A 19,046-nucleotide genomic window follows, 5' to 3' on the forward strand; every position below is an offset into this window, starting at 1 on the left:
TTGCAAGGCTGTCAGCGAACGGCTACTGCCAGCAGGAAACTGAGCCGGATAAGCAATGAAGCTGGTCAGCTATAACATCCAGTACGGCTTCGGCAGCGATGGCCGCTACGACCTGGCGCGTTGTGCCAAGGTCGTGGCCGGCGCCGACATCATCGCCTTGCAGGAGGTGGAACGGCACTGGTTGCGCAGCAACGAGGACGACCAGCCGGAACTTCTTTCGCAATTTCTGCCCGACTACCATTGGGTCTACGGGCCGGCCTTCGACATGGATGCCAGCCACCGGCGTGAAGGCCGCATCGTCAACCGGCGGCGGCAATTCGGCACCATGGTTCTGTCGAAGCTTCCGATCGTCTGGTCGCGGCTGCATACGCTGCCGCTCAGGCGCACGCTGCGGCCGCTCAACACCCGCAATGCCGCACTCGAATGCATGATCCGCACCCCTGCCGGTCCGGTGCGGGTGCTGTCGTTGCATCTGGCGCATATCGCGGCCGAGGAGCGGCTGGAGCAGATCGACTATTTGCTCGCCGAGCATCGCCGTGCGCCGTCCGAGGGCGGCCCATGGAGCGGCGCCGACGACGAGCCGGCGCGCAACTGGAGCAATGGCGAACAGGAGCCAGAAAACCCCGTAGCGGCGATCTGGTTGGGCGACTTCAACATGGAGCCGGATAGCGCCGAGTACCGGCGCATTGTCGGCAGCGCGCCCTATCATCGCGGTGCCGCCTATCTCGACGGTTTTGTCGATGTCGCCGCCGTCGCAATGGAACCGACAGCGGATTTCCACACCCATGTGAAGACTATCGATGGCAGGCTGGCAAAGCGCCGGCTCGACCATTGCTTCGTCGGCGGCATGTTTGCCGGGCGCGTGCGCTCGGTCAGCGCCGATATCGGCCAAATCGCTTCCGACCATTTTCCGCTCTGGGTCGATATCGACCTAGAGACGCCGATCGTCATCGGGACGGGCGGCGGATGAACCGCCGATGAGCCTGTTTGTCTTTTTCGCGGTGCTCGCCGCCGCTTCCATGCATGCGATCTGGAACGCGCTGGTCAAGGTCCATCTCGACCGTTTCCTGTCGATCACACTGATGACGCTCGGCATGGGTGCCGCTGCGCTGGTGACGTTGCCTTTCGTCGAGGTGCCGAAGCCGGAAGTGTGGCCATACATCCTCGCCTCGGTTGTCTTCCACATGGGCTACAGGACGTTCCTGATCGGCGCCTACAAGGCCGGCGATTTCGCCCAGACCTATCCGCTGGCGCGCGGCACCGCGCCATTGCTGGCCGCTTTGGGGGGCGTTGTGGTGGTTGCCGAGATGCCGGCGCCGCTCGCCATTCTCGGCATCCTCTTGTTGTCGGCGGGCACGCTGGTGCTGTCGTTTCGCGGCGGCGCGCATCTGGAGAAATTGAACCTGCGCGCCGTCGGTTTCGCGTTGGGCACATCGATCTTCATCGCCAGCTACACGCTGTCGGACGGCAGCGGCGCGCGGCTGGCCGCCACCGCGTCGAGTTATGCCGCCTGGCTGTTCGTCTGCGATGCGCTGTGGGCGCTGGTGCTATGCGTCGTCTCTCGCGGCCCACAGGCGCTGCCGGTGCTGGCGCGCGACTGGAAGGCCGGAATCTATACCGGCGTGCTCAGCGGCGGCGCCTACTGGATCGTGATGTGGGCGATGACCAAGGCGCCGATCGCCTCGGTGGCGTCGCTGCGCGAAACATCGATCCTGTTCGCCATGATGATCTCGGTCTTCGCGCTCGGCGAGAAGATGACGGCATGGCGAGGTGCCGCGGTGCTTAGCATCGTTGCCGGCGTCGTTGCGCTGAGAATGGGATAGTCACGCGATCTCCAGATCAAACACCATCAGCCCGTCGGTGCCGCCTTCGAGCGCCGCGACCAGTTTTGCGCCGGCTCGCTGATGCGCTTCATGCTCCAGATAGGCATCGCGTGCCGCAGCGTCGCGAAAGTCGATGGTGAAGCCGTGCGTGAAGCCGCGGGCGAAGGGTTCCGGGCTGGTATTAGCGCTGAATTCGACCTTGCCCATGCCGTCGATCACGGCCCGCAACGCTTCGAGATCGGCATGGATTGCCGCGCGCTCGGCGTCGGCGGCATCGTTGCGAAATCTGACGAAGACACAGTGCCTGATCATTCTTTGTCCCTCATGCCGCTCGGTTGGTGGAAAACACCGCCGGCGGCAGCGGCTCGCGGCCAAGGATCAGATCGGCGCCTTTTTCGCCAACCATGATCGTCGGGGCATTGGTGTTGGAGGAGGGGATGCGCGGCATCACCGAGGCGTCACAGACGCGCAGGCCCTCGATACCGCGCAGCCTGAGATCTGGCGTTACCACGCTCATCGCATCGTGGCCCATGCGGCAGGTGCCGACCGGGTGGTGGTCGGTCTTGGAACTGCGGCAAGCGTAGTCGAACAGCTCGTCGCCGCTCTGCAGGTCGGGTCCCGGCAGTACCTCGCGCAGCACAAAGGGGGCCAGCGCCTTCTGCCGCATGATCTCGCGCGCCAGCCTCAACCCTTTGATCGACATGTCGCGGTCATAGGAATCGGACCAATAATTCGGATCGATCAGCGGGCGGTCGGCCGGATCGGCACTGTTCAGCCGCACGGTGCCGCGCGAGCGCGGGCGCAGGAACGCCGAGTTCAGTGTCACGCCCGGATTGTTCAGCTTCTCGACGCCGGCCTCGATGCCGGAGCCGAGGCCGAGATGCAGCTGGATATCGGGAGAGGCGGCGGTCGGATCGGCGTACCAGAAGCCGCCGGTCTCGAACAGGCTGGAGGCTACCGGGCCTTTCTTCAGGAGCAGATACTGCAGCCCGGCCCACGCCGTCCAGTGCAGCTTGGCGTAATTGTCGTAGGTGTGATCGCCGGTGCATTCGGCGATGACGAACAGGTCGAGATGATCCTGCAGGTTGGAGCCGACGCCGGGCAGATCGTGCACCGGTGTCACGCCGACCGCCTTCAGATGGTCGGCCGGGCCGATGCCCGACTGCAGCAAAAGCTTCGGCGAGCCGATGGCGCCGGACGAGACGATCACCTCGCGCTCGGCGCGCAGGATCGTTGGCTGGCCGCCCGGCCTGTCGACGATCTCGACGCCGACGGCGCGGCCCTTGTCGACGACGATGCGCGTCACCAGAACGCCGGTCCTGACGGTGAGATTCTTTCGCTCGCGGATCGGCCGGAGATAGGCGACAGAGGCGGAGGAGCGCTTCGCGTCCTTCTGCGTCAGCTGATAATAACCGACGCCCTCCTGGGCTACCCCGTTGAAGTCGGGATTGAAGGGGATGCCCATCTCCTGTCCGGCACGGAAATAGGCCTCGCAGATCGGCAGCGGCGCGATCGGGTTCGATACGCCGAGCGGGCCTTGGTCGCCGTGGAAATCGTTGGCATAACGCTGGTTGTTCTCCGCGCGCTTGAAATAGGGCAGCACGTCGCGATAGCCCCAGCCGGCAAGGCCTTCTTCCTTCTCCCAGGCGTCGTAGTCGCGGGCGTTGCCGCGCGTGTAGATCTGGGCGTTGATCGAAGAGCCGCCACCGATCACCTTGGCCTGCGTGTATCGGAAGACACGGTCCTGCATGTGCTTTTGCGGCACCGTCGACCAGCCCCAGGCGGCGATGCCCTTGGTCATCTTGGCGAAACCGGCCGGCATGTGGATCAACGGATGCCAGTCCTTGCCGCCGGCTTCGAGCAGCAGCACCTGATGCGACGGATCTTCGCTCAGCCGGTTGGCGAGTACGCACCCGGCCGGGCCGGCGCCGGCGATTATGTAGTCGGTCATGGCATCACCTGTTCATAGCCTCGGCACCGACAGCGCGCCGTCGATATTGATGACCGAGCCGGTCGAAAAGCCGAACTTGCCGCCGGCGAGCGCCGCCACGGCGGCACCGATATCTTCGCTCTCGCCCCAGCGCATCGCCGGCACCAGCCCGCCGTCGATCAGCCCGTCATATTTGGCGGTCACACCGGCGGTCATGTCGGTGCGGATGATGCCCGGGCGCACCTCGAACACGGCGATATTTTCGGCGGCGAGCCGCAGTGCCAGGTTCTTCACCCACATCGAAAGCCCAGCCTTGGAAATGCAGTAATCGGAACGTTCCGGCGAGGCCATGGCGGCGCTGACCGAAGTGATGGTGATGATCGATCTCGCACCATCGCTTGGCAGGCCGAGCATCGCTTTGGCGACGGCCTGGCTGAGGAATACGGTGCCGCGCAGATTGATGCCGAGCACCCGGTCGAAATTTTCCGGCTTGAGCTCGAGCAGATCGCCGCGCAGGACAGTGCCGATGCCGGCATTGTTGACCAGGCAGTCGATGCGGCCGAAGGCGCTTGTCGCGGCATCAATCAGCGCTGCGTGGCCGTCGAGGTCGGCGATGTCGCAGCTGACATAGGCGAATTTCGCGCCGCGCCCGGTGATGTCGGCGGCGAGCCCGTCTGCGGCTTCGTCAGCAAGGTCGGCGACCAGAATATCGAAGCCGGCGCTGGCCAGCGCCTCGGCACAGGCAAGGCCGATGCCGCGCGCGCCGCCGGTGACGATCGCTGCCGGGCGGCTCATGTTGCGAGCTCCGTCTTGCGGATATGGTCGGCGACGCGCAGCGCCTGTGCGGCGATCGACAGCGCCGGATTGACGGCGGCCGAATTCGGCAGGAAGCCGGCATCGACGACGAATAAATTGCTGTGGTCGAAGGAGCGGCAGAACGGATCGAGCGGCGAGGTCGCTGGATCGTTGCCCATCTTCACAGTGCCGCATTGGTGCGAGGGCGTGCGCTTGTCAAACGGACGCGACAGGACGATCGGATAGCCGCAGGCGCGGAAATTCTCGCGCATCACCTTGGTCAGTCCGTCGAGCGACTGCATGTTGGAGCGCCGCCACTGCATGACGATGTCCTTGCCGTCGATCATGATGCGGCTGTCGGGATCGGGCAGGTCCTCGCACATCAGATACCAGTCGACGGCGTGGCCGGCCATGAAATCGAGCGCGAATTTGGGCGCGCGCCTGACATTGGCCTTGAGGATGTTGCCGTCGATCTTGCCGAGGAGCTGGACATTGCCGAGCGGCTTGCCGCCCTTGCCGTCGGACAGATAATAATCGTTCAGCATCAGCGTCTTCTGGTAGACGGATTTGTTCCGGCGGCGTGGATCGATCGCCAGCATGGCGCTCGAATTGTGGTTCATGAAGTTGCGGCCGACCTGGTCGGAGCGGTTGGCCAGGCCTTTGCCGCCGCCTCTGCCCTGAGGGGTGGGCGAGCGCAGCAGGATGGCGGCGGAATTGACTGCGCCGGCCGATAGGATGACCAGCTTCGGCGCGACTTTCTTCAGCGCACCGTTCTGGCGGTAATGGACGGTCTCGATCGTCCTGGCGTCCGGCGATGCCTCGAGATATTCGACATGGGCGCCGGTCTCAAGCCGGATATTCTGATCGGCAAGGGCTGCTGCCAACGGCCCGGATTGCGCGTCGATCTTGCCGGTCCCGGTGTTGGGAAACGCGTCCCACGGCGTGCTGCCATCTCTCAGCCAGGCTTCGATGTCGACGCCGAGCGGCAGCGATGCCGGATGCAGGCCTAGGCTCTTCAACTCGGCGCGCGCACGCGCGATCGGCGGCTCGTCTGGTACCGGCCCGAAAGGGTAGGGCGTAGAGTGGAACGGCTCGGTCGGGTCTTCGCCGAGTGCACCGCGCACGCGAAAAAGCTGCTCGGCCCTGGAATACCAGGGTTCGAATTCCTCATAGGAAAACGGCCAGGCCGGCGAGATGCCGCCATAGTGCTCCATCTCCGAAAAGTCTTCCCTGCGGTAGCGGATCAGCACAGCGCCGTAGAATTTCGAATTGCCGCCGACATAGTAGTAATTGCCCGGGTTGAAAGGCGCTCCGCCGGCCTCGAGCCACATCTCCTTCGGCCGATAATGACCATCGACGAAGATCGCGCGGGTGTCGCGTGTGTGCGGCGTTGCCGGCAGGGCTTCGCCGCGCTCCAGCATCAGGATCGAGGCGCCACTGCCGGCAAGGCCGGAGGCGATCGTGGCGCCGCCTATGCCGGAGCCGATGATGACGATGTCGGGATTTGTCATGGCCGTTAGACGATGCGTTTCTCGGTCGCCGGATCGAAGAACACCGCCTTGGTCAGGTTGAAGGCGAGCGGCGTGACCGTGCCGGGCTGGATTTTGGCATCGGCGCGCAGCCGCGCCACCACCGCCTTGCCGCCGAGATTGGTGACCGCGAACGTATCCGAGCCGGCCGGCTCGATGACCTCGATGTGACAGTCGGCGCGGGCGATGTTCGAGGCGTTGCGTTCGGCACCCTCGGGATCGGTCAGTGCTTCCGGGCGGACGCCGAAAATGATCGGTTTTCCCTGGAATGCCGACAGGCCGGCCGGCGCATTGCCCAGCGGCAGCGAGATCGGCTGGCGCGCCTCGCGCTCCATGACGACGGAGAAGCCGCTGCCGTTGCTGCCGATCGTCGCCGGGATCAGGTTCATCGCCGGCGAGCCCATGAAGTCGGCAACAAACAGGTTGACCGGATTGTTATAGATTTCGGCTGGCGTGCCGAACTGCTGCACCTCGCCGTCGCGCATCACCGCGATCTTGGTGGCCAGCGTCATCGCCTCGATCTGGTCGTGGGTGACGTAGACGATGGTGGTGCCGGTGGTGGCGTGCAGGCGCTTGATCTCGATGCGCATGTCGACACGCAGCTTGGCGTCGAGATTGGACAAAGGCTCGTCGAACAGGAACAGCTTTGGATCGCGCACCAGCGCCCGGCCCATGGCGACGCGCTGGCGCTGGCCGCCGGAGAGCTGGCTTGGCTTGCGCTTCAGCAAATGGCCGATCTGCAGGACCTTCGCCACCTTGTCGATCGCCTTCTGGCGCTCGCCGGCCGGCACGCCGCGCATCTCCATGCCGAAGGCGATATTGCCGGCAACCGTCATGTTCGGATAGAGCGCGTAGCTCTGGAAGACCATGGCGATGTCGCGCTTGGAGGGGTGGAGATCGTTGATCGTGCGTCCGTCGACGCGGATTTCCCCTTCGGTGATGGTTTCCAGGCCGGCAATAGTGTTGAGCAGCGTGGACTTGCCGCAACCGGAAGGCCCGACCAGCACGAGGAAGCCGCCCTTTTCCAGGTCGAGGTCGATGCCTTTCAGGATCTCGACCGCTCCGAAACGCTTCTTCAGCCCGTCAATTTCCAGAAAAGCCATGCGATTATCCTTTGACGGCGCCGGCCATCAGGCCGCGCACGAAATAGCGGCCGGCGAGCACGTAGACGAGGAGCGTCGGCAGCGCGGCGATCATCGCCGCCGCCATGTTGACGTTGTATTCGACGACGCCGGTCGAGGTGTTGACGACATTGTTCAGCGCCACCGTCATCGGCATCACGTCGCCTGAGCCGGCATAGGCGGAAGCGAAGAGGAAGTCGTTCCAGATGTTGGTGAACTGGTAGATCACCGTCACCACGATGATCGGCAGCGAGTTGGGCAGCATTATGCGCCGGAAGATCTGGAAGAAGCTGGCGCCGTCGATCTGCGCCGCCTTCACCAGCTCGTTCGGAAACGCTTCGTAATAATTGCGGAAGAACAGGGTGGTGAAGCCGATGCCGTAGACGACGTGAACGAACACCAGGTTCACGGTCGGATTGCCGAAGCCGAAGGTGAGGCCGGTCGCGTTCTGCAGCTTGACGCCGAACCGGCCGAGGCTGCCGAGGATCGTTGCCATCGGCAAGAGGACGGACTGGAACGGAATGAAGCAGGCAAACAGCATCAGCCCGAACACCAGCGTCGCCCCGCGAAAGCGCCACTTCGTCAGCACATAGCCGTTGAGCGCGCCGAGCAGGGTCGAGATGATGACGGCCGGAACCACCATCTTGATCGAGTTCCAGAAATAACCCTTCATGCCGACGCAGGTGAGACCCGAGCAAACCTCGCTCCACGCCCTTATCCAAGGTGCGAAGGTCGGCTCCTGCGGCAGCGCCAGCATGTTGCCGTTCTGGATTTCGTCCATGGTCTTGAACGAGGTCACAAGCATGACGAACAGCGGCATCAGATAGAACAGCGCGAACAGCGCCAGCAGCCCGTAGATGACAATACGGTTGACCGTCCTGGCGCTGATACCGCCAGTGCTCTGGCGAGCAGGAGTGGCCACGGCGCTCATCGCGGCTTCTCCCGAAGCTCGGAATAGAGATAGGGAACGATGATCGCGGTGATGGTCATCAGCATGATCACGGCGCTGGCCGAGCCGACGGCCATCTCGTTGCGCTTGAAGGTGTACTCATACATGAAGTTGGACGGCAGCCAGGCCGAACCGCCCGGCCCGCCGCTGGTCAGCGCGACCACCAGATCGTAGGATTTGATGGCGAGATGCGCGAGGACGATCAAGGCGGACAGGAAGATCGGCCGCAGCAGCGGGATGACGATGCGACGGTAGAGCTGGAAGGTGGTGGCGCCGTCGATCTGCGCCGCCTTCAGGATCTCGCCGTCGATGCCGCGCAGGCCGGCCAGGAACATCGCCATGATGAAGCCCGACGCCTGCCAGACGCCGGCGATGACCACCGTGTAGATGACGAAATCCTTGTTCTTGATCCAGTCGAAATGGAAGCTCGTCCAGCCCCATTGGTGCAGTGTCTGCTCGAGGCCGAGGCCGGGGTCCAGAAACCATTTCCAGGCAACGCCGGTGACGATGAACGACAGTGCCATCGGGTAGAGGTAGATCGGCCGCAGCACACCTTCGCCGCGGATCTTCTGGTCGAGCAGGATCGCCAGGAACAGGCCGAGCGCCAGGCAGATGGAAATGTAGAGGAAGCCGAAAATCCCCATATTGGTGATCGACGTGTACCAGGAGGACGGCGGATCGCTTTCGAAAGTCCAGCGCCATAGCCGCTGATAGGCGCGTGGCCCGGTGATCGCATAGGAGGGAAAGGTCTTGGAATTGGTGAAGGACAGATAGATCGTCCACAGGATGAAGCCGTAGACGAAGACGATTGTGGCGGCGAAGCTCGGCGCCAGCACGAGCTTCGGCAGCGCATTCTGAAGGCGCGAGCGCACCGTGGCGCCCGGACGGGCATCGTGCTCCGGCGTCAGCGTGATACTGGTTTCAGCAACTGTGCTCATCTGTCCATTCCGTATGGCGGGTCCGGAATTCTGCTGTCTCGGGCTCTGCGGCACGAAAGCGTGCCGGTCGGCGCAACCGCAAAACCTCGCCGCAGGGGATCTCCCCGGCTTGCGCCGGGGAGATCATTCACATGGGCGGGTGCCTTACTTGGCGTCTTCGATCGCGCTGACCAGTTGGGTCACGGCCTCGTCCGAGGTCTTGATCTGGCCGTGCACGAATTTCGAGACGACATCCTTGTAGGCGTTGGCAACCGCGGGAGGCGCGCCATAGCCCTGCGCCAGCGAACCGAACAGCGTGCCGCCTTCATTGGCGGCCTTCAGGTCGGCCATGCCCTTCTTGCCGCAAGCGTCGAAGTCGGTGTCCGGCACGTCGGTGCGGGCCGGGACAGAGCCCTTGACGACGTTGAAGGCCGACTGGAAGCTCTTCGACAGCGTGGCGGTGGCCAGGGCGATCTGGGCGGCCTTGCGGTCCTCCGGAACGTTGAACATGCCGAACATGTCGGAGTTGTAGACGACGCTGCCGTCGGTGCCCGGGAAGCGGTAGCACAGGAAGTCGGTGCCCGGGACCTTCTTGGCGGCGTTGAATTCGCCCTTGGCCCAGTCACCCATCACCTGCACCAGCGCATCGCCCTTGATGACCATGGCGGTGGCGAGGTTCCAGTCCCGGCCCGAGAAGTTCGGGTCGACATAGGTGACGAGCTTGGCGAGATTGTCGAACGACTTCTTCATCGTGTCGGACTTCAGCGACTCCTCGTCGAGGTCGTTGAAGGCCTTCTTGTAGAACTCAGGCCCGCCGGTCGACAGCACGACTGAGTCGAACATTGTCGCTTCCTGCCAGTTCTGGCCGCCCAGCGCGAGCGGGATGACGCCCGCCGCCTTGGCTTTGTCCAGCAACGCAATGAAGTCGTCGAAGGTCTTGGGCTCGGTGCCGCCGATCTTGTCCATCACCGCCTTGTTGATCCATAGCCAGTTGACCGAGTGGACATTGACCGGAGCCGCGACCCACTTGCCGTCATAGACGGAGAATTTCTGCAGGGCCGCGGGAACGGACTTGTCCCAGCCTTCCTTTATCGCCGTCTCGGTCAGGTCGCCCATAACGCCGGCTGCGGCGTAATCGAGCACGGTATAGCCAAGCATCTGCGAGGCGGTCGGGTAGTTGCCCGCTGCCACCATCGCCTTCAGCGCGGTCATGGCAGCGTCGCCGCCGCCGCCGGCCACCGGCACGTCCTTCCAGGCAAAGCCTTCCTTGGCCAGATCCTGCTTGAGCACGTTCAGAGCGGCAGCTTCGCCGCCCGACGTCCACCAATGCAGCATCTGGACTTCCTTGACGTCCTCGGCATGGGCCGCGAACGCAACGCCCGATGCGAGAGCCGTCCCGATAAGCAGTTTGCGCAACATGTACTTCCTCCCTTGTTGAACTTACACGACCGGCGGATGCCCGCCGGGTTCTTCCCAACTCAGCCGACCCACCATCCGGTGCGCTGGCCGCGATGAAACTGGATTGTCTTTTCCTCGGTATAATCCTCGACGGCGCGCTTGCCGAGTTCGCGTCCGAGACCGGACTGCTTGTAGCCGCCGAAAGGCAGCTCGGGGTAACCCTCCATGAACGTGTTCACCCAAACGGTTCCCGAACGCACATTCCGCGCCACCGACATGCAGGTATCGATGCTGGCGCTCCACACGCCCGCCGACAGACCATAGGGCGTGTTGTTGGCGATGTGCAACGCCCTTTCAATCGATTCAAAAGTCAGCACCGAGAGCACCGGACCGAACACTTCCTCGCGTGCAATGGCCATGTCTTCGGTGACATCGCGAACGATGGTCGGATCAAGATACTGGCCGGCGCTCGAAGCAAGCTGATTGCCGCCGCTACAGATCCGGCCGCCGCCGTTTTCCGCTGCCGTCACGTAGCCGGTGACCTTGGCCATATGGTCGGCGGAGATCATCGCGCCGACCTTGGTGCGGTCGTCGAGCGGGTCGCCGACAACCACCTTGGCGGTGAGGGCATTGACGGCGCCGAGGAACTCGTCGGCGATCGCCTCATGGACGATCAGCCGGCTGCCGGCATTGCAGCATTCGCCGGCATTGAAAAAGCCGCCGAACACCGCTGCGTCGGCGGCGGCCTCGAGGTCGGCATCGGGAAAGACGATCTGGCCGTTCTTGCCGCCGAGCTCCATCGCGACTTTCTTCAGCGAGTTGGCGGCAGACGCCATGGTCATCTTGCCGACGCGGGTGGAGCCGGTGAACGACACCATCTCGACCAGCGGATGGCTGACCATCGGTGCGCCGACATCGGCGCCCAACCCGGCAAGGATGTTGACGACGCCATCCGGCAGGCCGGCCTGCATCAGGATCTCGCCGAGCACAAAGGTCGAGGCCGAGGTCATCTCGCTCGGCTTGACCACCGCCGTGCAGCCGGCGGCGAGCGCGAAGGGCAGCTTCTGGCTGACGATAAGGAACGGGAAATTCCACGGCGTGATGATGGAGACGACGCCGATCGGTTCGCGCAACACGACGCCGAGCATGGCATCGCCGAGATTGGCGTAGCTTTCGCCGTGAAGCGTGCGGGCAAGTGCCGCGGCATAACGCCAGATATCGACGGCGCCGCCGATCTCGCCGCGCGCCTGCGCAATCGGCTTGCCGGATTCCAGTGCGTCGAGCCGGGCAATCTCGTCCAGCCGCGCCTCGATCAGGTCAGCAGCCTTGAGCAGGATCGCGGCGCGCTCGGCGGCCTTCATGCGCGGCCACGGGCCGGTCTCGAAGGCCCTGTGCGCGGCCTGTACCGCAGCCTCCACGTCCGCCGCGCCGGCTTGTGCATAGCGCGAGACGGTGAAGCCGTGGCCAGGGCTGCTGCGCTCCAGCGTGCGGCCGTCCTGGGCGTCGACGAACCTGCCGCCGATCAGCAGCCGGTAGCTTTTCGGCGCTGCGGCTGCCTCGGCGGGCATGGCGATGTTGAGAGGTGCGTTCATGTGCGTTTCAGGTCCTAAGATCTTGAGAACGCCGGTTTCTGCTTGGCGTTGAAAGCATCGACGCCGGTCCTGAGATCGCTTGTCAGCGCGATGAAGCCGCTGGCCAGCGCTTCGGTCGCGGCAGCACTCTCTTCGCCCTCCGCGATGGCAATCATCAGCTTGGCGGCTTCGGTCGCGAGCGGGCCGCGCTCGGCGATCTTGCCGGCCCAGGCCTTGGCTTCAGCGAACGCCTTACCGGTCTCGACCACCCGGTCGACAATCCCCAGAGCAAGAGCCTCGGTAGCCAGAAACACTTCGCCGCCGAGCGCCATCCGCCGCACTGCCTGCGCGCCGAAGCGGCGCACGGCGCGCTGGGTGCCGGACCAGCCGGGAACGACGCCGATCGAGGTTTCGGGGAACCCCAGCTTCACCTGTGTTTCCGCCACGCGGAAGTCTGCAGCGGCCGCCAGTTCCAGCCCGCCGCCCAGCGCATGGCCGGCAAGCACGGCGATGGTCGGCTGCCGCAGCCGCGCCAGCCGGTCGAAGACGCGATGGCCGTAGCGCACCCATTGCACCTGGAAATCGGCGGCGCTCATTTCCGCCCAAGCCTCGACATCGCCGCCGGCGCAAAAGCCCTTGCCTTCGCCGCAGATCAGCACGACGCGGACGCCGGTTGCTGTCTCGGCCTCGTCGAGTGCCGCTTCCAGCGCCCGCAGCATCGGAATATCGAGCGCGTTGAATTTCTCCGGCCGGCGCAGTGTGACAATGCCGATGGGGCCGTCGGTTTCAAAGATTACCAGACGCTCAGCCATGTGCGCCTCCAAGCGATGCGCCGCCATTGAGCGACAGGCCGATCGGCCGGTCCCGGTAGAGCGCATCCGGCGTCACTTTCAGGTCGTTGGCGACGGCGAGCGGGATCTCGGCCTGCGCCAGCACATCGCGCTCGAGGTCGATGCCCGGCGCCAACTCGGTCACCATCAGCCCCGCAGGCGTCAGCTTCATCACGCAGCGCTCGGTGACATAGGTGATATCCTGTCCCTGCGCGACGGCACGCTTGCCCGAGAAGGAGATATGCTCGACCTCGCCGACGACCTTCTTGACCTTGCCCTCCTGGTCGATGCGGATGCCGCCACCGGCAAGCGACAACTTGGCGCCGGCATTGAAGAAACCGGAAAAGACGATCTTCTTCGCCCGCGCGGTGATGTCGACGAAGCCGCCGGCGCCGGCGGTGACATGGGGCCGCGCCGAAAGCTTCGAGACATTGACCGAGCCGTGCCGGTCGATCTGCAGGAAGGACAGCAGCGAGGCGTCGAAGCCGCCGGCCTGGAAATAGATGAACTGGTGCGGCGAAGGCATGAAGGCATCGGCGTTCGACGAGCAGCCGAACTTGAAATCGAGCAGCGGCACGCCGCCGACCGCGCCCTGTTCGATGACCCAGGTGACCTTGCCGTGCTGGCCTTCCTCGAGCAGGATGCGCGGCACATTGGCCGAGATGCCGAAGCCGATATTGACCGCCATGCCGTCGGCAAGCTCCATGGCGACGCGGCGCGCAATGACCTTCTGGACGTTCATCTCGGCGTTGCGAAAGCTCGACAGCGGCCGGAAGATCTCGCCGGAGATGGCAGGATCATAGGGCGTCAGCGTCGTCTGCAACTGGTCGGGCGCCACCACGATATGGTCGACCAGCACGCCGGGCACGCGCACATCGTGCGGCTTCAGCGTGCCGTTCTCGACGATGCGCTTGACCTGCGCGATGACGATGCCGCCATTGTTGCGGGCGGCCAGCGCCTGTTCGAGGCCGCCGAGATAGGCACCCTCATGCTCATAGGTAAGGTTGCCGCGCTCGTCGGCCGTGGTGGCGCGAATGATCGCGACCTGAGGTACGATCGAGCGGAAATAGAGCCACTCCTCGCCATCGAACTGCTGCACCGAAACGATCGGCTCGCTGGCGGCCGCGTTCATGGCGCAACCCTGATGGCGCGGGTCGGCAAAGGTATCGAGCCCGATCTTGGTCAGCACGCCGGGACGCTTGGCGGCGGCTTCGCGGTGCATGTCGAACAGGATGCCGGACGGCACGTTGTAGGCGGCGACCATATTGTCGCCGATCATCTTCCAGATCTGCGGCGGTTCGGAAGATGACGGCCCGGATGGATAGGAGCCGCACAACGTGCGCTTCAACAGGCCGGGCTTGGCTAGATGGTCGATGCCCTTGATGCCGTACATGTCACCGGCGGCGATCGGGTGCAGCGTCGTGATGTCCCTAGGATGGCCTTCGGCGTCGAAGCGCTCGCCGATCGCGGCAAGCACCGCATCCGGGCAGCCGAGGCCGCTCGACGACGACACGGAAACGACCACGCCATCTTTGATCAGGCCGGCAGCCTCAGCCGCGGAAACGAGTTTGCTCACGCTGCGCTCCCGAGCTTCGGGTCGATGGCAACGGCCTTGCCGGACCTGGCCGACTGCAATGCCGCTTCGGCTGATGTCAGCGACCAGACGCCGTCCTCGCCGGTGGCGGAAGGCTGGCCCTCGCCGCGGATCGCCGCGTGGTATTGGCGCAGCGAACGGGCATAGAGGTCTTCGCGGTCGAAGCTCAATTCCTCTTCGTCTTGTGCCGTGCGAAGCAACACAGAGCCGAGCGGCTTCTGCGTCATCACGTCCTTGGCGATCAGCGAGCCTTCGCTGCCATGCACCTCGAAGCCGGTGCCGGCGAATTTGGTGGTGAAGCCCTCATGCGATTGGGCAATGATCCCCGATCCGAAGCGCCAGAGGCACATGGCGCCGTCTTCCAGCCCGCCGGCGGCCATGCCGGCCGACTGCGTGAATGCCGAGATCTCGACGGGATCGTCGCCGAGCACGAAGCGCAGCGTGTCGGCATCGTGGACGGTGATGTCGAGCACCACGCCGCCGCCGGCGTCCGGCCTGGTGATGCGCCAGCCCTGCAGGTTTTCCGGCAGATAGACGGAGTGGAACACGCGCGCGGCGATCGGCCTGCCGATGCGGCCGGCAGCGATCGCTTCGCGCATCGCCCGATGCGAGCCGGCATTGCGCAGGTGGTGATTGGTGCCGAGCACGACGCCGGCGGCCCTGGCCGCCGCGACCATCTTGCGCGCGTCGGCGCTGGTCAGCGCCAGTGGTTTTTCGCAAAGCACATGCTTTCCCGCCTCGATGGCGGCGAGTGCCTGTTCGAGATGCAATTCGTTGGTGGTCGAGATGTAGACGGCGTCGATGTCGGAGCCGAGCAATTCATCAATCGTCGCGACCGCCGCCGGAATGCGGTTTTCCAGAGCATAGGCGGTAGCCCGCTCCGGGCTGGAGCTCATCACCGCGGCGATCTCGCCGTCCGGCTGCGCGCGGATGGCGCCGATCATGAACTGTCTTGCGATCGTGCTGGCGCCGATCAGCCCCCAACTGACGGTCATGCCGCGTCTCCCATTCCTGCGCAGCCATGCTCCTTGCGATCGGGGCCGCAGCTTTCCCTGACCACGAGGTTGACGGCGCCGATATGATCCTCGGCGCGCGTGGTGCGCGATTGGATCATCTTCAGCACGACATGGGCGGCGCGCTCGCCGAGGCCGGCGGTGTTCACCGCGACGCTGGTCAGCGCCGGCATATAGTGCTCGGCCTCGGCGACGTCGTCGAAGCCGACGACGGCAAAGTCCGCGCCGGGTTCCAGGCCGCGCTTGCGCAGCGCCAGCAAGACGCCGAAGGCGACCGCATCGTTGAAGCAAAGGGCCGCGGTCGGCGGCGCGGCCATGGCAAGTGCGGTTTCCAGGCAGGCAATACCGCCCTTGCGGCTGGTTTCGCCCTCGAAGACCAGCCTGTCGGCCGGTTCGATGCCGAGCGCTTCACAGGCCGCGCGAAAGCCGCCCAGGCGCTCGTGATAGACGACAAGGTCGGACGAGCCGCCGAAGAAGGCCAGCCGGCGATGGCCCTTGCCGATCAGATGGGCGGTGGCAAGATAGGCGCCGCGATGATTGTCGGGCGTGATCACCGGGATACGGCTTTCGGGAAGCCGGCGCATGACGAAGACGACCGGAACGCCTGCGGTCTCAAGGCGACGGAACGCGCCAGGCGTGGTGCCGCGCGCCGGCGACACGACGAGCCCGGCGACACCCTGCTCCATCAGCGATTTCAGAACCTCTTCCTGGCGCACCGGGTTTTCAGCCGTATTGGCGATGAAAGGCACGACGCCGGCCGACTGGAAGACGCGCTCCATGCCGACCGCGAGCTCGGCGAAAAACGGATTGGTGAGATCGTTGATGACCATGCCGATGACGTTGGAATGGGCCTTGCGCAGATTGGCGGCGCCGCGGTTGTAGACATAGCCGACGTCCTCGATCGCCTTGCGCACCTTGAGCGCGGTTTCGGGCCGGATCAGCCCGCTGCCTTGCAGCACCAGCGATACCGTCGATTTGGACACGCCCGCCTCACGGGCGATGTCGAGTATCGTTGCCTTGGCCCGGCTGGCCATCCAGATCTGTCCTCCCGGTGGTTTCTTGTGCGATTTTATTGGAACGATCTAATCCATGCGGTGCATTTGAGTCAATCGCGTTTTTGCGAAGCCGGGAAAAATGCGGCTCGGTGGCGCAATCCTCTGGCAAGCAGGGCTTTTGGCTGCTGCGATGCAGCAATTTTCGCTGCACGAGGCAGGGGGCAAAATATTCTTGATTTGTTGGAACGTTCCATTTAATAGGCATTGGTAGGGGAGAGAGCCATGGACATCACCTTGCCCGGGGAAGGCGCCGGCCGTGTCCGCTACCGGCTTGTCGGCCAGCCGGTGCAGCCTGTGGCCGGCGCTCGCTTCTCGCGCATCGCCTACGCCGCCGCCCATGTCGTTGCCGATCCCCTCGCCATGACGGATCCGTGGTCGAGGCCCGCGGTCGACTGGGACAAGACGATGGCGTTTCGCCGTCACCTCTGGCGGCTTGGCTTCCGTGTCGCCGAAGCGATGGACACCTCTCAGCGCGGCATGGGTTTCGACTGGGCGAATGCCAAGGAATTGATCCGCCGCTCGATCGCCGAGGCGCGCAGCGTCGAAGGCGCCGATCTTGCGTCGGGCGCCGGCACCGACCATCTGGCGCCGGGGGGGGCCAGCAGGCTAGATGATGTCATCGCGGCCTATGAAGAACAGCTCGGCTTCATCGAAGGGCTTGGCGGCAAGGCGATCATGATGGCCAGCCGGGCGCTGGCGGCGGTCGCCAAAGGCCCCGACGACTATATCGGCGTCTACGACCGCATCCTGTCCCAGGCCTCCGGCAAGGTCATCCTGCACTGGCTGGGCGACATGTTCGACCCGGCGCTGAAAGGCTACTGGGGCAGCAGCGACTTCGAAACTGCGCTGGAGACGGTGGTCGCGATCATCGAACGCCATGCCGGCAAGGTCGAAGGCATAAAGATATCGCTGCTCGATGCCGGCAAGGAGATTGCGCTCAGGGATCGGCTGCCCGAGGGCGTGCTGATGTTCACCGGCGACGATTTCAATTACCCCGAGCTGATCGCCGGCGACGGCGACAGACATTCGCACGCGCTGCTCGGCATTTTCGATGCCATCGCGCCGGTCGCCAATGCGGCGCTGGCAAAGCTGGCCGACGGCGACCGCGCGGGCTACGACGCGCTGATGGCTCCGACAGTGCCGCTGTCGCGCAAGATCTTCGAGGCGCCGACCGAATACTACAAGGCCGGCATCGTCTTCATGGCATGGCTGAACGGCCATCAGGAGCATTTTTCGATGGTCGGCGGCATGCAATCGGCGCGCGGCATCCGTCACTATGCCGATGTCTTTCGCCTTGCCGACCAGGCAGGGTTGCTGGCCGACCCCGAGCTTGCCATTGCCAGAATGACAAGCCTCTGCACGGTAGCGGGCGTCTGATCGCGAGCGCTACAGCGTCCGATCCAAAGGTTGCTTCGGGTGGCTTTGCGATTTGCCTTGTCTGGGCAAATCTGTATGCGGTATGCGTCCGGCAACAGAGAAGCCGATCCGGCGCTCCGCCGGCCAACTGGCATAGCTGCCGTTCTGCATTGGGGTAAGCTGATGACCTTCGACCTTCAGGGCAAGCGCGTTTTCGTGGCCGGACATCGCGGCATGGTCGGCTCGGCCATCTTGCGCCGATTGGCCGACGAGGATTGCGAGGTTATGACCGCCTCGCGCGCCGAGCTCGATCTTCTCGACCAGGCCGGCGTGCGGCGCTGGATGGCCGACCGCAAGCCGGATGCAGTGGTGATGGCGGCGGCCAAGGTCGGCGGTATCCTGGCCAACAACAGGCTTCCCGTCGATTTCCTGCAGGACAATCTCGTCATGCAGAACAATGTCATCGACAGCGCCTTCCGCAACGAGGTGCAGAAGCTGCTGTTTCTCGGTTCATCCTGCATCTATCCCAAATTCGCGGCGCAGCCGATCTCCGAGGACGCCTTGCTGACCGGGCCGCTCGAACCCACCAACGAATGGTATGCGATCGCCAAGATCGCCGGGCTGAAACTGTGCCAGGCCTATCGGCGCCAGTACGGCGTCGACTACATCTCGGCGATGCCGACCAATCTCTACGGTCCGGGCGACAATTTCGACCTCAATTCCAGCCATGTCGTGCCCGCTCTGATGCGCAAGGCGCACGAGGCCAGGCGCGCCGGCCGCAAGAGCCTGGAGGTGTGGGGATCGGGCACGCCGATGCGCGAATTCCTGCATGTCGACGACGCCGCCGACGCGCTGGTCTGGTTGCTGAAGAATTATTCGGGCGACAGCCACATCAATGTCGGCTCGGGGGAAGACATCACCATTGCCGATCTTGCCCGCACCATCGTGTCGGTCGCTGGCGCCGATGCCGCAATAACATTCGATGCGACGAAGCCGGACGGCACGCCGCGCAAGCTGATGGACGTGTCGCGTCTGTTCGCCACCGGCTGGCGCCCGCGCTACTCGCTGCGCAGCGGGTTGGAACAGACCTATGCCTGGTTTCTGGAGCACGTCGAGACCGGCGATCTGCGCCTCGGTGCGGCCTGAGGCCGGTATTGGCCGGGAA

At 64.3% G+C, this 19,046-nt stretch carries 17 protein-coding genes; 4 read left to right on the forward strand and 13 right to left on the reverse strand.

The annotated features are described in order from the left end of the window. Positions 1-55 precede the first annotated feature (55 nt). Positions 56-970, forward strand: coding sequence for an endonuclease/exonuclease/phosphatase family protein (locus NKI41_RS08595; protein ID WP_352612932.1), 915 nt, complete (start codon positions 56-58; stop codon positions 968-970). A gap of 7 nt (positions 971-977) precedes the next feature. Further along, the gene (locus NKI41_RS08600; protein ID WP_352539371.1) at positions 978-1,823 is read left to right on the forward strand and encodes an EamA family transporter; all 846 of its coding nucleotides are present in this window, start codon (positions 978-980) and stop codon (positions 1,821-1,823) included. Here NKI41_RS08600 and NKI41_RS08605 read toward each other — a convergent pair whose 3' ends face one another. The 13 genes from NKI41_RS08605 to NKI41_RS08665 all read right to left on the reverse strand — a co-directional run bounded on the left by NKI41_RS08605 (position 1,824) and on the right by NKI41_RS08665 (position 16,504). Then, the gene (locus NKI41_RS08605) at positions 1,824-2,135 is read right to left on the reverse strand and encodes a Dabb family protein (protein WP_352682488.1); all 312 of its coding nucleotides are present in this window, start codon (positions 2,133-2,135) and stop codon (positions 1,824-1,826) included. 10 nt (positions 2,136-2,145) lie between these two features. Next, the gene (locus tag NKI41_RS08610; protein WP_352682490.1) at positions 2,146-3,774 is read right to left on the reverse strand and encodes a GMC family oxidoreductase; all 1,629 of its coding nucleotides are present in this window, start codon (positions 3,772-3,774) and stop codon (positions 2,146-2,148) included. Positions 3,775-3,786: 12 nt separating this feature from the next. Then, positions 3,787-4,548 carry a 3-ketoacyl-ACP reductase gene (locus NKI41_RS08615; protein WP_352469507.1) on the reverse strand — a complete coding sequence of 254 codons (762 nt, stop codon included), beginning with the start codon at positions 4,546-4,548 and terminating at the stop codon, positions 3,787-3,789. After that, positions 4,545-6,059, reverse strand: a complete 1,515-nt coding sequence (locus tag NKI41_RS08620; RefSeq protein ID WP_352682492.1) for a GMC oxidoreductase — start codon at positions 6,057-6,059, stop codon at positions 4,545-4,547. The genes NKI41_RS08615 and NKI41_RS08620 overlap by 4 nt, the downstream gene beginning before the upstream one ends. 5 nt (positions 6,060-6,064) lie before the next feature. Further along, on the reverse strand, positions 6,065-7,180 hold the full coding sequence (locus tag NKI41_RS08625) for an ABC transporter ATP-binding protein (RefSeq protein ID WP_023675366.1): 1,116 nt from the start codon (positions 7,178-7,180) through the stop codon (positions 6,065-6,067). Between the two features lie 4 nt (positions 7,181-7,184). Next, the gene (locus NKI41_RS08630; RefSeq protein ID WP_023675367.1) at positions 7,185-8,129 is read right to left on the reverse strand and encodes a carbohydrate ABC transporter permease; all 945 of its coding nucleotides are present in this window, start codon (positions 8,127-8,129) and stop codon (positions 7,185-7,187) included. After that, positions 8,126-9,085: a carbohydrate ABC transporter permease gene (locus tag NKI41_RS08635; RefSeq protein ID WP_352469510.1), complete on the reverse strand. Its 960-nt coding sequence runs from the start codon at positions 9,083-9,085 to the stop codon at positions 8,126-8,128. Before NKI41_RS08635 ends, NKI41_RS08630 begins: the two co-directional genes overlap by 4 nt. 144 nt (positions 9,086-9,229) lie before the next feature. Further along, positions 9,230-10,483 (reverse strand): ABC transporter substrate-binding protein, encoded by a 1,254-nt coding sequence (locus tag NKI41_RS08640; RefSeq protein ID WP_031194023.1) that lies wholly within the window; start codon positions 10,481-10,483, stop codon positions 9,230-9,232. A 59-nt stretch (positions 10,484-10,542) separates the two neighbouring features. Further along, entirely contained in the window at positions 10,543-12,054 is a 1,512-nt protein-coding gene (locus NKI41_RS08645; protein WP_352682494.1) for an aldehyde dehydrogenase family protein, read from the reverse strand. Between the two features lie 14 nt (positions 12,055-12,068). Continuing rightward, complete coding sequence (locus NKI41_RS08650) at positions 12,069-12,845, reverse strand: enoyl-CoA hydratase/isomerase family protein (protein WP_352469513.1); 777 nt, start codon at positions 12,843-12,845, stop codon at positions 12,069-12,071. Then, positions 12,838-14,439 carry an acyl CoA:acetate/3-ketoacid CoA transferase gene (locus tag NKI41_RS08655; RefSeq protein WP_352682496.1) on the reverse strand — a complete coding sequence of 534 codons (1,602 nt, stop codon included), beginning with the start codon at positions 14,437-14,439 and terminating at the stop codon, positions 12,838-12,840. The genes NKI41_RS08650 and NKI41_RS08655 overlap by 8 nt, the downstream gene beginning before the upstream one ends. Then, on the reverse strand, positions 14,436-15,452 hold the full coding sequence (locus NKI41_RS08660; protein ID WP_352539366.1) for a Gfo/Idh/MocA family protein: 1,017 nt from the start codon (positions 15,450-15,452) through the stop codon (positions 14,436-14,438). Before NKI41_RS08660 ends, NKI41_RS08655 begins: the two co-directional genes overlap by 4 nt. Next, positions 15,449-16,504: a LacI family DNA-binding transcriptional regulator gene (locus NKI41_RS08665; protein ID WP_352620362.1), complete on the reverse strand. Its 1,056-nt coding sequence runs from the start codon at positions 16,502-16,504 to the stop codon at positions 15,449-15,451. The genes NKI41_RS08660 and NKI41_RS08665 overlap by 4 nt, the downstream gene beginning before the upstream one ends. A gap of 243 nt (positions 16,505-16,747) precedes the next feature. On the opposite strand from NKI41_RS08665, the gene NKI41_RS08670 reads away from it, so the two are divergent. Then, positions 16,748-17,902 (forward strand): dihydrodipicolinate synthase family protein, encoded by a 1,155-nt coding sequence (locus NKI41_RS08670; protein WP_352682498.1) that lies wholly within the window; start codon positions 16,748-16,750, stop codon positions 17,900-17,902. A 162-nt stretch (positions 17,903-18,064) separates the two neighbouring features. Then, positions 18,065-19,027, forward strand: coding sequence for a GDP-L-fucose synthase (gene fcl / locus NKI41_RS08675; RefSeq protein WP_352682500.1), 963 nt, complete (start codon positions 18,065-18,067; stop codon positions 19,025-19,027). The last annotated feature ends 19 nt before the right edge of the window (positions 19,028-19,046 follow it).

It is taken from the genome of Mesorhizobium sp. M0601 (assembly GCF_040320845.1).
Taxonomy (GTDB): domain Bacteria; phylum Pseudomonadota; class Alphaproteobacteria; order Rhizobiales; family Rhizobiaceae; genus Mesorhizobium.

Excerpts from the sequence above, each read along its gene's own strand:
- NKI41_RS08595 (WP_352612932.1), top strand. The coding sequence starts at position 56 with ATGAAGCTGGTCAGCTATAACATCCAGTACGGCTTCGGCAGCGATGGC.
- NKI41_RS08600 (WP_352539371.1), top strand. The coding sequence starts at position 978 with ATGAGCCTGTTTGTCTTTTTCGCGGTGCTCGCCGCCGCTTCCATGCAT.
- NKI41_RS08605 (WP_352682488.1), bottom strand. The coding sequence starts at position 2,135 with ATGATCAGGCACTGTGTCTTCGTCAGATTTCGCAACGATGCCGCCGAC.
- NKI41_RS08610 (WP_352682490.1), bottom strand. The coding sequence starts at position 3,774 with ATGACCGACTACATAATCGCCGGCGCCGGCCCGGCCGGGTGCGTACTC.
- NKI41_RS08615 (WP_352469507.1), bottom strand. The coding sequence starts at position 4,548 with ATGAGCCGCCCGGCAGCGATCGTCACCGGCGGCGCGCGCGGCATCGGC.
- NKI41_RS08620 (WP_352682492.1), bottom strand. The coding sequence starts at position 6,059 with ATGACAAATCCCGACATCGTCATCATCGGCTCCGGCATAGGCGGCGCC.
- NKI41_RS08625 (WP_023675366.1), bottom strand. The coding sequence starts at position 7,180 with ATGGCTTTTCTGGAAATTGACGGGCTGAAGAAGCGTTTCGGAGCGGTC.
- NKI41_RS08630 (WP_023675367.1), bottom strand. The coding sequence starts at position 8,129 with ATGAGCGCCGTGGCCACTCCTGCTCGCCAGAGCACTGGCGGTATCAGC.
- NKI41_RS08635 (WP_352469510.1), bottom strand. The coding sequence starts at position 9,085 with ATGAGCACAGTTGCTGAAACCAGTATCACGCTGACGCCGGAGCACGAT.
- NKI41_RS08640 (WP_031194023.1), bottom strand. The coding sequence starts at position 10,483 with ATGTTGCGCAAACTGCTTATCGGGACGGCTCTCGCATCGGGCGTTGCG.
- NKI41_RS08645 (WP_352682494.1), bottom strand. The coding sequence starts at position 12,054 with ATGAACGCACCTCTCAACATCGCCATGCCCGCCGAGGCAGCCGCAGCG.
- NKI41_RS08650 (WP_352469513.1), bottom strand. The coding sequence starts at position 12,845 with ATGGCTGAGCGTCTGGTAATCTTTGAAACCGACGGCCCCATCGGCATT.
- NKI41_RS08660 (WP_352539366.1), bottom strand. The coding sequence starts at position 15,452 with ATGACCGTCAGTTGGGGGCTGATCGGCGCCAGCACGATCGCAAGACAG.
- NKI41_RS08665 (WP_352620362.1), bottom strand. The coding sequence starts at position 16,504 with ATGGCCAGCCGGGCCAAGGCAACGATACTCGACATCGCCCGTGAGGCG.
- NKI41_RS08670 (WP_352682498.1), top strand. The coding sequence starts at position 16,748 with ATGGACATCACCTTGCCCGGGGAAGGCGCCGGCCGTGTCCGCTACCGG.
- fcl (WP_352682500.1), top strand. The coding sequence starts at position 18,065 with ATGACCTTCGACCTTCAGGGCAAGCGCGTTTTCGTGGCCGGACATCGC.